Consider the following 12,403-nt stretch of genomic DNA (forward strand, 5'->3'; position numbering starts at 1 on the left):
TTTGCCGCCCCGGCCGCGACAGGCGGCCGGGGCGTGACTAAGCTACTGCGCTTCGGGCGGGATCAGCTCTTCGGGAACTTCAAGGCCGATCTCGTGGAAATACCGGTAGGCGCCGGCGTGAAGCGGGAAGTTCATCGAAGTGAAGACCGTCTCTGGCGTGATCTGGGAGAGCCAGGCGGCGTTGGCGTGGAACTCATCGAGGTTCTCGAAAATCGCCTTCGTCAACTGGTACACGACTTCCTCGTCGACACCGATATGCGTCGCGAGCCCCGCCTGGGAGCCGACGGTCGCGACGGGCGCGGTGTTGACCAGACGGTCGCCATAGATTTCCGGCGGGATCGACTCGATGGTGCGGCCCGGCGGGTTGAGCGCCTTCATCACGTCATCGCTCTCCAGCGCTGCGGCTGGAATGCCGAGGAGGCGCAGCTTTCGCGATGTCGCGAACTGCTCGATCTGCGGACTGGGGATCGAAGTCAGACCCATGTAAACGTCGAGCTGCCCATCTTGGAACGCCTGCTGCGCTGAGTTCCAGTCGAGCTTCGCCTCTTCGAAATCGACGCCCGGCTCATAGCCGGCGACGCCTTTGACGATCTGGCCCGTCACCACGCGAGCGGCGCCCTTGGGCGGGCCGAGGAATACGCGCTTGCCTTTGATATCCTTCAGCGTCTCGATGCCCGAGTCGGCGTAGGTCACCATGTAATAGGCGCCGATAGGATAGTTGATGATCCCGCGGAGTTTGGCGAAAAGCTCCGGCGCCTCCGGCGAGTTCTTGAACATCGCCTCGCCGTTTTCCATGAACTGGTTGACGGCCATGGAGGCGAGGTAGAGATCGACCTGTCCTTTCGCGGCGTCAATCGCCATTCGGACCGCCGACTTCCCGGAGGAGACCTGAATCTCGTAGGGAAGATGCTTCTGGACGACATTCGTGACCGCGACGGCGAACACATATGCCGAGGAGCCCGGCGCGAGCGTGTCCATCTTGAGATGGGTCTTCTCCTGCGCGCCGGCGCCCGCAGCGCCGAAGACGGCCACAGCCGCGAGCGCGGCGGCGAGCGTTCCTTTCAGACTTCGGAATTTCGTCATGTCTTTCCTCCATTTCATGATGTTCGGTCAGCGCTTGCGGCTGCCTTTCGGGTGTTTTCGACAGGCGCTCCGAGCCCCGGACACTCAAGCCAATCTCGCGCGATCAGCACGGCGGCGAGCGCGAGGCCGATGACGCTGAAAAGCAGGTCGCCCTGCAGGATGAACCCCACGACGATCAACCGGGCCAGACGTGACCAGAGCGCAAGCGGACCCCGCTCGAACCCCGCGAGCGCGGTCGTCATGAGCCAGAGCGCGGCGGCGGCTCGGATCAACGTCCAGACGAAACCCGTCGGCTCGAACTCGAGGATCAGCAGCAGTTCCGGGTTGAAGACGAAGAGAAAGGGAATGACGAAGCCGGCGATGGAGAGCCGCAGCGCGGTCACTGCCGTCACGATCGGGTTCGCGCCGGCGATCGGGGCCGCAGCGAACGCGGCGAGCGCGACGGGCGGCGTCACCGCCGAGAGCACGCCGAAATAGAGCACGAACATGTGGACCGCGATCGTCGGAGCGCCGAGCCGAGTGATCGCACCGCCCATCACGAGAACGATGATCAGGTAGGCCGGCAACGTAGGCATCCCCATACCGAGGATAAGGCAGGCGAACATGGTCAGAAGAAGACTGACGAGCATGTCGCCCTCCCCCGCCGCGGAGATCATGCCCGCGAATTTGAGCCCGAAGCCGGTCAGGTTAAGCACACCGAGCACGACGCCGATGCAGGCCACGGCGACGACGATGCCGGCGCCCGCGATTCCGCCGTCGGCCAGCGCCACGAGGAGCGTCCGGGGTTTCCGCCTCATCTCGGGATTGAGAAGAAAGGCGAGCCCGACGGCGACGACGGTGGCCCAGAACCCGGCCATGGCGGGCGACCGTCCCTCTGCGAGAACGACCACGATCGCCGCAATTGGCCCCAGCACCATCAGCGACATCACCGAGTCGCGCCGGGTGAGCGCGACGCGTTCCGCAGGGGGCGTCGGCGCGATGCCGCGCTTGCGCGCCTCCAACGCCACCGCGCCCGCGAGGCTGAGATAATAGAGAATGGCGGGGATCAGCGCGGCGAGGCAGATCTGAAGATACGGGATGCCTGTGATGTCGGCCATGACGAAGGCCGCCGCGCCCATCACCGGCGGCACGAACTGCCCGCCGGTGGAGGCGGCGGCCTCCACCCCGCCAGCGACATGCGGCGCGAAGCCGCGGCGCTTGATAATGGGAATCGTGAAGGAGCCGGTGCCGACGACGTTGGCGGCGACACTGCCGGACATGGTGCCGAAAAGCGCGCTCGCGACGATCGCCGCCTGCGCCGGGCCGCCGCGCGAGCGCGCGGTGAAATGGAAGGCGAGCCGGATCAACGCCTCCCCGGCGCCAGTCCGCTCCAGCACCACGCCGAACACGATGAAGACGAAGATTATCTGAACGACGACGCCGAGCGGAGAGCCGAACACGCCCTGCAACCCGAACCAGAGAGTCTCCATGGTCTGGCTCAAGGTGAATCCGGAGTGGTGAAAAACCCAGGGCAGGCTGTTCCCGAAGATGCAGTAGAGAAAGACCGCGAGGCAAAATAGCAGCAATGGCAGACCGAAAAGCCGGCGCGATAGCTCCAACAGGCAGCCGACCGCCAAGACTGAGATCGCAATCTGATAGGGCGAATAGGAGAGCATGATGTCATCGACATGCTCGTAAGCGGCGAAGAGCTGCTCGACTGCGAGCGTGAAGATCACGATCATGAGCGCATCGACGAGCCAGCAGAGCGCCGGTGTGAGCCGCGATTGCGTCCGCACCCGCGCCGCCAGCGGGACGCTCAACGTCACCGCGGCGACTGAGAACAAGGTGACCAGGCTGCGGTGGAACCATGGCTCCCAGACGCCGAAATAGGCGGTGTAGAGCGACTGGACCGCGAGCGCGAAACCGATTGTCAGAGAGGCCGCGCGGGCGGCGCGCAATGCATACATACCGCGCGGCGCCGCCGCTGCTCTCTCGGTGTCACGCATGGGTGCGGCCGAGCTCTCTGAACGCTTCCGCTGTGTCGGCGGAGCTTGGCGCGGATATCGCCCCGAGGAAAAAATCGACCAGGTTCGAGACGAAGGCGGCGACTTCATGCTGCGGACGCACGCGCCGCCCGTCGCGCCGCCGCTTGTCGAAATCCGAGAGGATGTGCACCAACGCGCCGGTGACGATCAGCAGCCGCTGACGCAAGATGGCCGAGGGAACGTCCTTTCTGAGCGCGATGATGTGGTCGAAACAGCGCTTATAGCCTTCGTCGTATCTGCCGGGGCCGAGATGGGTCTTGCGGATCACCGGGTCGCTATAGGCCTGCGCGAGAAACTGAATGTAGCGGTTGTCGCCTGTCTCGTCGTCGAGCAGCTCCGCAAGCGGAAAGACGATGGCGCAAACGATCTTGTGGAGGTCGATCTCTTCGCCAGAGTCCTCGATCCGGCGGAGCATCTCCAGCCTGCGGGTGTTCACGCGGCTCATCCGGTAGCCGACGATCGCCTCGATAAGCGCTTCCTTCGAGCCGAAATGATAGTGGAGCGCCGACGTGTTCTTCTGCCCCGCATCCTGGTTGATCCGTCGCATCGAAACGGTCGCGATCCCTTCGGCGGCGAACAGCCTTTCCGCAGTTTCAACGAGCCGTTTGTAAGTCTCCGAGTTCGCCGCCATGCGTTGTAGATTCCTGCGCTGCGCCGCATATAAAGCACATGATTTATTAAAGCATACTCTTTATCACTTTCGATTCGTCAAGCCTTACTTCCGGAACTGCGAATCCTCAGACTCTTTCGGCGTCGCAATGTCGTGCCCGATTCGATCGCGGCGGCGGCGACGGCGCGCCGGCGGCGTCAACATCGACACCGTCGCCGCTCGTCGTTCAGTTGCTCAAGATATGACGCCTGCATGCGCCTCCCCGATCCGCCATTGAAACCGCCCCGCCATGAGGTAACGGCGAATGAACGAAAAGGAACATGCAGCATAACTTGAAGAGGGTTGCGGCGGCTCATTTGGTCGGCGGAACGGCTGTCGCTCGACCTGACCACCATCGCTTCGCGTTGGCAGAAGACGGCGCATCTCCGCCTGTCCGCGATCCAACGCTGTGGAACGATCAGGTTATCGATCAGCCAGCCTACCTCCGTCCCGCAGCTTCGTGTTGCACCCGTGCGGCGGCCGGACCGAGCTCCAATTCGCATGGTCGCCACACACCGCGTCTCCGAGTCAGCGCCCGTCGCGACGTCCGAATCGATGCTGCGTGGCGGTGATCAAGACAATCACTCTTGCCCAATTTATGCTCATATCGAACTTTTTTCGTCTACAATTTAAGCGAAAAGTCTCATTGTCGCTCAGTATTTATGCATTTTCGGCTTTTCTGACGGCGAAACCGGGCTAAATTGCAGACGTTCCCGCCTGCCTGTGGTGAAACTGCCCGCGAAGAGCCCATCGCACGGAGCGGACGCGATTACTCACCTGGCCAATATTTCGACGATGCGGGCGGCCCCGATGCAGCACAGGGCGCACGGGTCCGCTCGCCTGTCGGTCATCGGCACGGAGCGCGGATCGGTCCTCGACGGTCTCCGCCAGGCGGGCGCGCTGAAGGTGCTGTTCCCGCGCGTTTCGGAAGCCCAGTGCCAGGCGGTGCTGATCAACACGGCAGGCGGCGTCACCGGCGGCGAGGCGCTCATGCGGCTCCAAGCCCTGCCGGGCGACAGGATCATCGGCGCCGAGACCGGCGGCTGTCCGCACACGGCGATCCGTCAGGACGCGTCGATCAACCTGGCCGCCGTCGCGGAAATGGTCCGCCGCCACCCTGACATCGAACTCGTTCTGATCGAGAGCGGCGGCGACAACCTCTCCGCGACCTTCAGCCCCGAACTCGCCGACATCACCCTCTACGTGATCGACGTGGCCGCAGGCGAGGAGATCCCGCGCAAGGGCGGCCCGGCTATCACGCGGTCGGATCTGCTAATCATCAACAAGACCGACCTCGCCCCGCATGTGGGCGCCGATCTCTCGGTCATGGACCGCGACGCCCGCCGGATGCGCGGCGAGCGACCTTTCGTCTTCAGCGAACTGCGCTCCCAGCGCGGTGCTGAGAACATCGTCCGGGTGATTGCCGATCTGGGCGGGTTGAGCCTCGCGATGCCTGACAGCGCGGAACGCGTTCTGGCGACCTGACGCGCGTTCCCCTCAGCCTACCGTCTTGAGGATTTCGCGGCGACCGCGCGGCGGGTTCAAGCTTGAGTTGCACGATCGCGGAAACCAGACGCACATCACCGTGGCCAGACGGATGATGGTGCTGTCAAACAAAACGCACATGTCTCCGTTTGGCTAGGGAAAGCTCGGCCTCAGGCCGCGCCGAGGCGCCGCCGCTCGTCGAGCGCGGCGGTGCGGTTCAGTTTGAAGTCGTCTCGTCGGTAGAGGCGGCGCTCCAGGTTGAAATGATTGTGAACCGAGGAGTGAACGGCGGCGAATAGCTGCAAGCTTCGCATTCGCCGGAAGCGCAGCATGGCCCGCTCTCGTCGTCGAAACGGCTGGTGGGAGTTCTCGATCCGGTTGTTCAGCCAGCGGCCAGTCAACTGCTTGTCTTTTGCGCCAAGAGCCCTGAGCGCGGCACGATACGAAGGTAGTCGATCGGTCACGATTTCCGCCGGCCGTCCGTAGCGCTTCATGAGTTTCTTGAACAGTTTCGATGCGGCGCGCTTGTTCCGTCGCTTGGTGACGACGGCCTCCAGCACCTCGCCCTCGTGATCGACGGCGCGCCAGCGATAGCGGCGCTCGCCGTTCACCCTCACGAAGACCTCATCGAGATGCCAGCGCCAGTTGGAAACCGCCCGCATCCGGTCGACGCGCTTGCGCCTGATCTTGGCGGCGAACATCGGGCCGAAGCGGATCCACCAGAAGCGGACGGTCTCGTGGCTCACGTCGATCCCACGCTCGTGGAGGAGATCTTCCACGTTCCGCAACGAAAGCGAGAACTGGACGTACATCATAACCGCCAGGCGGATAACCGCGTGGCTCGTCTTGAAGTAGCGGAAGGGGCTGCGTTTGGTCATCCGTGGAGGCCAACTGCGCGCAGGTCGCCCCTCAAGTCTCGTTCCTCTGACAAAGCCTCGTGGGGCATGTATAGAGCCTGCATGCAATGCCACCTTAGATTGCATTACCAGAGATCCTGCCGGGCTGGAGGCGCTCTGCGCCGGGCGCGCATGACCGGCGCGGGCGGCCGGGGCCAGCCCACCGAGACATCTTGACGCCGGCCGGACGACCGCCAGTGGGACCGACCGGCTTGGTTTCAGCCTAGATTGTATACTATATGGGACTGGCGTTTGCTTCGGGTTCGGGCCAACATGCGCCGATGGCGGTTCATCGAGACGCGCGCATCTCCGGTTCATCCCCTCCGCGACCGACGCGAAGCGGCGCCGCGCGGACGGCCTACAATACGCTTCGCAAGCTGCTCATCGAGGGGACGTATCCGCCCGGGGCGCATCTGCGGGAGGAAAGCGTCGCGAACCGGCTCGGGGTCAGCCGAACGCCGGTACGGGAGGCCGTCCGCAAGCTGGCGGCCGAGGGGTGGCTGGAGATCATTCAGAATCAGGGAGCCTTCGTGCGGAAGTGGTCCGCGGAAGATATCGAGGAGGTGCTGAGCCTTCGCGCGATGTTAGAGGGACATGCGGCCGGGCGCGCTGCGCAGAACGCGACGGAGGCTCAAATCCGGGCGCTGCGCGAGATATGTGGGCGAGCGCTGGCGCTGCTACCCTGCGCCGACGGTCCGGCCGTCGCCGAAGTCGCCGCGCTCAACAGCCGCTTTCACGGTCTCGTCATCGGGGCTTCGGGCCAGATCAGGACGGCGGAAATTCTCGCCACGCTCATCGAGTTGCCGATTACGTTGCGGTATTTTCAGCACCTTGAACCAGACGACATGATGCGCAGCGTCCAGGAGCATCACACGCTTGTCGAGGCGATCGCCCAGCGCGATCCTTACTGGGCCAGCGCGCTGATGAAAGCCCATGTTCACGGCGGGAAGTCGTTGTTTCTGGGCCGCATCGCCGCCCGTGATTCACCGGCCGACGCCGTGGCCGGTGAGGCGGAGAGCACGGCTCGGGTGTCAGGCGCCGGGGATTTGACACGATAGGGTCGAAGCATCATTGTATGCAAAGAGGCCTCAACGGATGATCCTGGATGCGACCCGACGCGACCCGATTGCGTGACGAAGATGCGGCTTCGACGGAGGCCGGCGACACCGAGGCGGCATGGTCGCTGGGAGTCGCGGAGGCTGGCCGACGAATCTCCGCCGGCGTCCTCACCCCCTCCGATCTGCTCGAGTCGGTGCTGGCCCGGATCGACGCCGTCGATGGGGCGATCCGGAGCTATGTCCGCGTGATTGCGAACGAGGCGCGGGCCGAAGCCGCCCGGGCGACGGCCGAGATCGCCGCGGGCCATTGGTGCGGGCCGCTTCACGGCGTTCCTTTCGCCGTAAAGGACAATTACGATGTCGCCGGCGTTCCCGCCGCCGCGGGCGGGCGGGTGCGTCTCGGCCGGATTCCGGATCGCGACGCGACGCTGGTCGCCGCGCTCCGCGGCGCCGGCGCGGTTCTCGTTGGCAAGCTCGCGACCTGGGAGTACGGAACAGGCGATGGCGGCGAGTATTTCGATCTGCCGTTTCCGCCGGCGCGCAATCCTTGGGACCTCTCGCGCTTTACTGGCGGCTCTTCGACCGGAGCGGGGGCGGCGGTCGCCGCGGGAACGGCGCCGTTCGCACTTGGGAGCGACACGACCGGCTCTGTCCGGCTGCCGGCCGGAGCTTGCGGCGTCACGGGCGCGATTGCGACCGGCGGGCGGCTGAGTCTGGAAGGCGTGCTGCCGAATTGCCACTCGCTCGATACGCCAGGGCCGATCTGTCGCAGCGCCGAGGACGCCGCGACCATACTCGGCACGCTGCTGGGCGAGCGCGATCTCGCGCGCGGGATCGGGGCGCCTGTGTCGGGCATGCGCGTCGCCGTGGTTCGCGACATCGGGCGGGGGTTCGACGCTGCGGACGAACCGATGCGCCGCGCTTTCGAGAGGGCCGTCGAGACGCTCGAAAGCCTCGGCGTGGTTCTGGAGGAGGCGCGGCTTCCAACTCCGGCCGCGGAATGCCTCGCCGTCACGCAGATGATCGGTCCGGCCGAATCGGCCGCGATCCACGAGGCGGAGCTGCGCGAAAGAGCGGGCGATCTCGGTCGGGCGTTGCGCGGCAAGCTCTTGGCCGGCGCCGGTGTCAGGGCAGTGGACTACATCCAGGCGCTGCGCCGCCGGACGGAGATCGCGATCGCGCTCGACGTCCTGATGGCGCGGTTCGACGCCTTGGTCACCTATGGCGCGTTGCGCTTGCCGCCGCGCCTCGGGGTGGAGCCGGAGATGACGCGCTTCACGCTGGAGACCATGCTGACGCCGTTCAACCTCGCCGGAACGCCGGCGTTGGTCCAGCGCACTGGGTTTTCGGACGAGGGCTTGCCGACGCACTGGCAGATCGCCGCCGGCCGGGGCCGAGAGGGCGCGATGCTAAGGTTGGCCGCAGCCTATGAGCGGACGCGCCCGCACGACGGCTGGCCGGACATCCCGGCCGCCGCGCCGCCGCCGCCGGCCGTCGCGCCGCAAACGGGCGCGCCCTCGGCGGATTTCCGGGCGCGGGCGGGGCGCATGGCGCTGGACGGGCTGAGCGACGCTGATCTCGGCCGGATGCAGGAGCTGGAGGCCGCGACGGTCAGCCGCGGCGCCGCCCTGCCCCGCCCCAGCGCGAAGGAAGTGCGCCCGGATTTCGGGTCGCGGACGATCTCGCCGCGGACGTCCGGCCACGGGCGAAGCGCGACAGGAAACCAACTGGAGCCAACAGGGGAAGATCATGGCTGAACACGAGAAATCCGCCGGACCATCGACCGGCCGTCGCCGCTTTCTGAAACTTTCGGGCGCGGCCGCGCTGGGCGTTTCGGCGCCCTTCAGCCTTTTCGGGGCGAGGATGGCCCGGGCGGCGGGCGGCCAGTTGCGGGTGCGGATCGGCTCCGACATCTCTGTCCTCGATCCCGCGCTGATCTTCCAGATCGAGAACCAGACGGTCGCTAGCCATGTCTATAACGGGCTGGTGAAATACGATCAGGCCACCAACGCGATCACGCCCGACCTCGCCGCGGAGTGGGAGGTCTCGGAGGACGGCCGGACCTATACGTTCCATCTCAAAGACGGCGTCGCTTTCCACAAGGGTTACGGAGCGCTGAAGGCGTCGGACGTGAAGTTCTCCTTCGACCGGGTGCGCGACGAGGCGACCGGCAGCCGCTACCGGGGACAGTTCGCCTCTATCGACAGCGTGGAGGCCCCGGATGACAGGACCGTCGTCATCCGTCTCAAGAACGCCAATTCGGGCTTCCTGCACAAGGTCTGCGCCTTCAATCAGGGCTGGATCGTGAGCGAGAAGGCGGTGACGGAGAAGGGCGAAGCCTACAAGCTGGACCCGATCGGGACCGGTCCGTTCATCTTCGACAGCTGGACCGCCGGGACAAGCGTCCGGATGGTCGCCAACCCCGAATATTTCGAGGGCGCGCCGCAGATCGGCGAGGTTGTCCTGCGTCTCATCAAGGACGAGACGGCGTCGGCGATCGCGCTGGAGAACGGCGAGATCGACATCGCGTTCGCGCTCCAGCAGCCGCAGGTGATCGACCGGCTGAAAGCGGCGGACGGAGTCACCATGCTCAGCCGGGAAGCGAACAACACGGTCAATCTCGTCCTGAACACAACGATCGCGCCGCTCGACGACGTTCGGGTGCGCCGGGCGATCATCCATGCACTGAACCGCAAGGGTCTGATCGACGGATTCTTCATGGGCACGAAGGCGGAGGCCCACAGCGTGCTGACGCCGACCTTCCAGGAATATTCCCAAGACGTGCCGACCTATGATTACGACCCCGACAAGGCGCGCGCACTGCTCAAGGAAGCCGGCGCGGAAGGTTTCGAGTTCGAGATCGTCACCGTCGCGCTCAACCCCTATGACAAGTTCCCGGTGCCGATGGCCGACGATCTGAACCGCGTGGGGATCAACACCAAGATCACCGTTTTGGAGCGCGGGGCCTATGTCGAGGCTAGGGCGAGTGGCCGGGTCAAGAGCTGCATCACCGCCGTGGTCGGGCCGCCGGACCCAGATTCGCCTTTGGTCACGCTCTATTCAACCGTTTCTTTCCCACCGGGCCTCAACACCTCGCAATACGCCGGCGTCGATGATCTTCTTGCGGCCGCGTCGGCGGAACAGGACCTCGAGAAACGCAAGGCGCTCTATGAGGATGTATTGCAGAAGACGATGGAGGACGTCCCTGTCGCTCCGATCTACGCGGACCGCCTGTTCATGGCGCATAGCGACAAGGTCGGAGGTCTTGTGCAGAACTCGCTCTTCACGGTCGACACCTATTCGGTGTCGCTGACGGAGTGACGCGTTGATGAGGTATCATCTGGGCCGGACGCTGCGTCAGCTCGCCGTGACGATCTTCGGGATCGTCACGGTCGCCTTCTTCCTGATGCGAGCGATTCCGGGGGACCCCGCGCTCTACATGCTGGGGGATTTCGCGACGGACGCGTCGCTCGAGGCACTCAGGGCCCGGCTCGGTCTCGACCTGCCAGTCTGGCAGCAATATCTGCTGTTTGTCGAGCGGGCGGTCACCGGCGATCTCGGCAGGTCGGTGGTGACCGGCCGGCCCGCGCTCGACGAGATGCTGGCGGCGCTGCCCTGGTCGCTGTCGCTTGCGGTCACCGGCCTTATCGTGGCGGTGCTTCTCGGCGTGCCGCTCGGGATTATCTCGGCGATAAAGCGGGGAACCTGGGTCGATGTCGTAATCATGTTTGTCGCGCTTCTTGGTATCTCGTTCCCGGTGTTCTGGATGGGGCTGGCGGCGATCCTGCTCTTTTCGCACAAGCTCGGCATTTTTCCGGCGCTCGGGGCCAGCACGGAGCCCGGATTCTGGGTTCAGGCGCATCATTTGGTTCTGCCCGCGATCGTTCTGGGCCTCTCGGTCGCGGCCTATATCGCCCGGTTGACGCGCAGCGCGATGCTGGAGGTGCTGGGGCAGGACTACATCCGTGTCGCCCGGACCATGGGGGTGCCGGAGAAGCGCATCTATTTCCGCCTCGGGCTGCGCAACGCGCTGGTGCCGATTCTAGCGGTTATCGGCGTGACCTTCGCCTGGTCGCTCGGCAACGCGATTCTCGTGGAGGTCGTGTTCAGCCGTCCGGGTCTTGGCTCCACCATCCTGAAGGCGGTTCTCGCACGCGACTACCAACTCGTGCAGGCGGGTGTGTTGATCCTCGCGGCGGGGGTCGTTCTCATCAATGTCGCGCTCGACCATCTCTACGGTGTCGTCGATCCGCGCCTGAGGCAGGGCTGATGGCCGATATTGCGCGCCCCGGAGCCGAGTTAGACGCCGACCCTCTGCGCAACCGAGAGGCCGCGCGCCGCAGGCGACGCCGGACGGTGCGGCGCTATCTCACGCATCCGGCCTTCATGATCGGGGTGGTGCTGCTGTGTCTTCTGGGCTTCGTCGCGCTTCTGGCGCCCTGGATCGCGCCGCATTCGCCGCTGGAGACGAACATGGGCCTGATCCTTACCGGGCCGTCAGCGGAATACCCGCTGGGCACGGATCAATACGGGCGCTGCGTGCTCTCGCGCCTGATCTTCGGCGCGCGCGTCTCGCTTCTGGTCGCATTCTGGGTGGTGGCGATCTCTCTGACTTTCGGCACCCTGATCGGGGCGGCGGCCGGCTACCTTAGCGGCTGGGTCGAGCGCGCCTTCGTGGTTCTGATCGACATCATGCTCGCCTTTCCCGGGTTTTTGCTGGCGCTTGCGCTAGTGGCGGCGCAGGGCTCGTCGCTGCGGTCCGTTATCGTCGCGGTGGCGATCGCCTACACGCCGCGTGTCGCAACTGTCATGCGGTCCGTTGTCCTGACGATCAAGCCGCGACCCTATATCGAGGCTTCGCAGGCCATCGGCCTCGGCCATCTGAGCATCCTTTTGCGCCATGTCATCCCAAATGCAATGGCGCCGGTGATCGTGGTGGCGACGGTCAGCGCGGCGACCGCGATCCTTGCGGAAGCCGGTCTGAGCTTTCTCGGCCTCGGCGTACAGCCGCCGCAGCCGACTTGGGGCAGCGTGATCGCCGATGGGCAGTCGGTCATCACCACGAACCCCACCATCTCGATCTTCGCCGGCCTCTGCATCGCGGTGACGGTGATCGCGCTCAACCTGCTGGGCGACGGACTACGCGACACGCTCGACCCACAGATGCGACGCGAGACCGGCGGGAAACTGTTGTGAGGGGAAGGGCGA

10 protein-coding genes are annotated in these 12,403 nt (G+C 65.1%); 6 read left to right on the forward strand and 4 right to left on the reverse strand.

Going from position 1 to position 12,403, the window contains the following annotated elements; all coding sequences use genetic code 11:
* Positions 1-42 precede the first annotated feature (42 nt).
* The 3 genes from G5B40_RS14905 to G5B40_RS14915 are packed head-to-tail and all read right to left on the reverse strand — an operon-like array spanning position 43 to position 3,738.
* On the reverse strand, positions 43-1,083 hold the full coding sequence (locus G5B40_RS14905; RefSeq protein ID WP_165100070.1) for a TAXI family TRAP transporter solute-binding subunit: 1,041 nt from the start codon (positions 1,081-1,083) through the stop codon (positions 43-45).
* A 14-nt stretch (positions 1,084-1,097) separates the two neighbouring features.
* Positions 1,098-3,068 carry a TRAP transporter permease gene (locus G5B40_RS14910; RefSeq protein WP_165100074.1) on the reverse strand — a complete coding sequence of 657 codons (1,971 nt, stop codon included), beginning with the start codon at positions 3,066-3,068 and terminating at the stop codon, positions 1,098-1,100.
* Positions 3,061-3,738: a TetR/AcrR family transcriptional regulator gene (locus G5B40_RS14915; protein WP_165100077.1), complete on the reverse strand. Its 678-nt coding sequence runs from the start codon at positions 3,736-3,738 to the stop codon at positions 3,061-3,063. Before G5B40_RS14915 ends, G5B40_RS14910 begins: the two co-directional genes overlap by 8 nt.
* Before the next feature lie 828 nt (positions 3,739-4,566).
* Between G5B40_RS14915 and ureG the strand changes: the two genes are divergently transcribed.
* The gene (ureG, locus tag G5B40_RS14920; protein WP_179961583.1) at positions 4,567-5,241 is read left to right on the forward strand and encodes an urease accessory protein UreG; all 675 of its coding nucleotides are present in this window, start codon (positions 4,567-4,569) and stop codon (positions 5,239-5,241) included.
* A 170-nt stretch (positions 5,242-5,411) separates the two neighbouring features.
* On the opposite strand, the gene G5B40_RS14925 is transcribed toward ureG, so the two are convergent.
* A complete protein-coding gene (locus tag G5B40_RS14925; protein WP_165100080.1) occupies positions 5,412-6,119 on the reverse strand; it encodes an IS6 family transposase in 708 nt (235 codons plus the stop codon).
* A 299-nt stretch (positions 6,120-6,418) separates the two neighbouring features.
* Between G5B40_RS14925 and G5B40_RS14930 the strand changes: the two genes are divergently transcribed.
* From G5B40_RS14930 to G5B40_RS14950, 5 genes are read left to right on the forward strand one after another with little or no spacing between them, the layout of a single operon-like run.
* Complete coding sequence (locus G5B40_RS14930; protein WP_165100083.1) at positions 6,419-7,195, forward strand: GntR family transcriptional regulator; 777 nt, start codon at positions 6,419-6,421, stop codon at positions 7,193-7,195.
* A gap of 47 nt (positions 7,196-7,242) precedes the next feature.
* Positions 7,243-8,952, forward strand: a complete 1,710-nt coding sequence (locus G5B40_RS14935; RefSeq protein WP_165100086.1) for an amidase — start codon at positions 7,243-7,245, stop codon at positions 8,950-8,952.
* Entirely contained in the window at positions 8,945-10,516 is a 1,572-nt protein-coding gene (locus G5B40_RS14940; RefSeq protein WP_165100089.1) for an ABC transporter substrate-binding protein, read from the forward strand. Before G5B40_RS14935 ends, G5B40_RS14940 begins: the two co-directional genes overlap by 8 nt.
* A gap of 7 nt (positions 10,517-10,523) precedes the next feature.
* Entirely contained in the window at positions 10,524-11,465 is a 942-nt protein-coding gene (locus G5B40_RS14945) for an ABC transporter permease (protein ID WP_165100092.1), read from the forward strand.
* Positions 11,465-12,391, forward strand: a complete 927-nt coding sequence (locus G5B40_RS14950; RefSeq protein WP_165100095.1) for an ABC transporter permease — start codon at positions 11,465-11,467, stop codon at positions 12,389-12,391. Before G5B40_RS14945 ends, G5B40_RS14950 begins: the two co-directional genes overlap by 1 nt.
* The last annotated feature ends 12 nt before the right edge of the window (positions 12,392-12,403 follow it).

The sequence above is a fragment of the Pikeienuella piscinae genome (assembly GCF_011044155.1).
Classification (GTDB): Bacteria; Pseudomonadota; Alphaproteobacteria; order Rhodobacterales; family Rhodobacteraceae; genus Pikeienuella; species Pikeienuella piscinae.

What these genes read in the sequence shown, in the direction of transcription:
- G5B40_RS14905 (WP_165100070.1), bottom strand. Translation starts at nt 1,083, where the DNA reads ATGACGAAATTCCGAAGTCTGAAAGGAACGCTCGCCGCCGCGCTCGCG.
- G5B40_RS14910 (WP_165100074.1), bottom strand. Translation starts at nt 3,068, where the DNA reads ATGCGTGACACCGAGAGAGCAGCGGCGGCGCCGCGCGGTATGTATGCA.
- G5B40_RS14915 (WP_165100077.1), bottom strand. Translation starts at nt 3,738, where the DNA reads ATGGCGGCGAACTCGGAGACTTACAAACGGCTCGTTGAAACTGCGGAA.
- ureG (WP_179961583.1), top strand. Translation starts at nt 4,567, where the DNA reads ATGCAGCACAGGGCGCACGGGTCCGCTCGCCTGTCGGTCATCGGCACG.
- G5B40_RS14925 (WP_165100080.1), bottom strand. Translation starts at nt 6,119, where the DNA reads ATGACCAAACGCAGCCCCTTCCGCTACTTCAAGACGAGCCACGCGGTT.
- G5B40_RS14930 (WP_165100083.1), top strand. Translation starts at nt 6,419, where the DNA reads ATGGCGGTTCATCGAGACGCGCGCATCTCCGGTTCATCCCCTCCGCGA.
- G5B40_RS14935 (WP_165100086.1), top strand. Translation starts at nt 7,243, where the DNA reads ATGCGACCCGACGCGACCCGATTGCGTGACGAAGATGCGGCTTCGACG.
- G5B40_RS14940 (WP_165100089.1), top strand. Translation starts at nt 8,945, where the DNA reads ATGGCTGAACACGAGAAATCCGCCGGACCATCGACCGGCCGTCGCCGC.
- G5B40_RS14945 (WP_165100092.1), top strand. Translation starts at nt 10,524, where the DNA reads ATGAGGTATCATCTGGGCCGGACGCTGCGTCAGCTCGCCGTGACGATC.
- G5B40_RS14950 (WP_165100095.1), top strand. Translation starts at nt 11,465, where the DNA reads ATGGCCGATATTGCGCGCCCCGGAGCCGAGTTAGACGCCGACCCTCTG.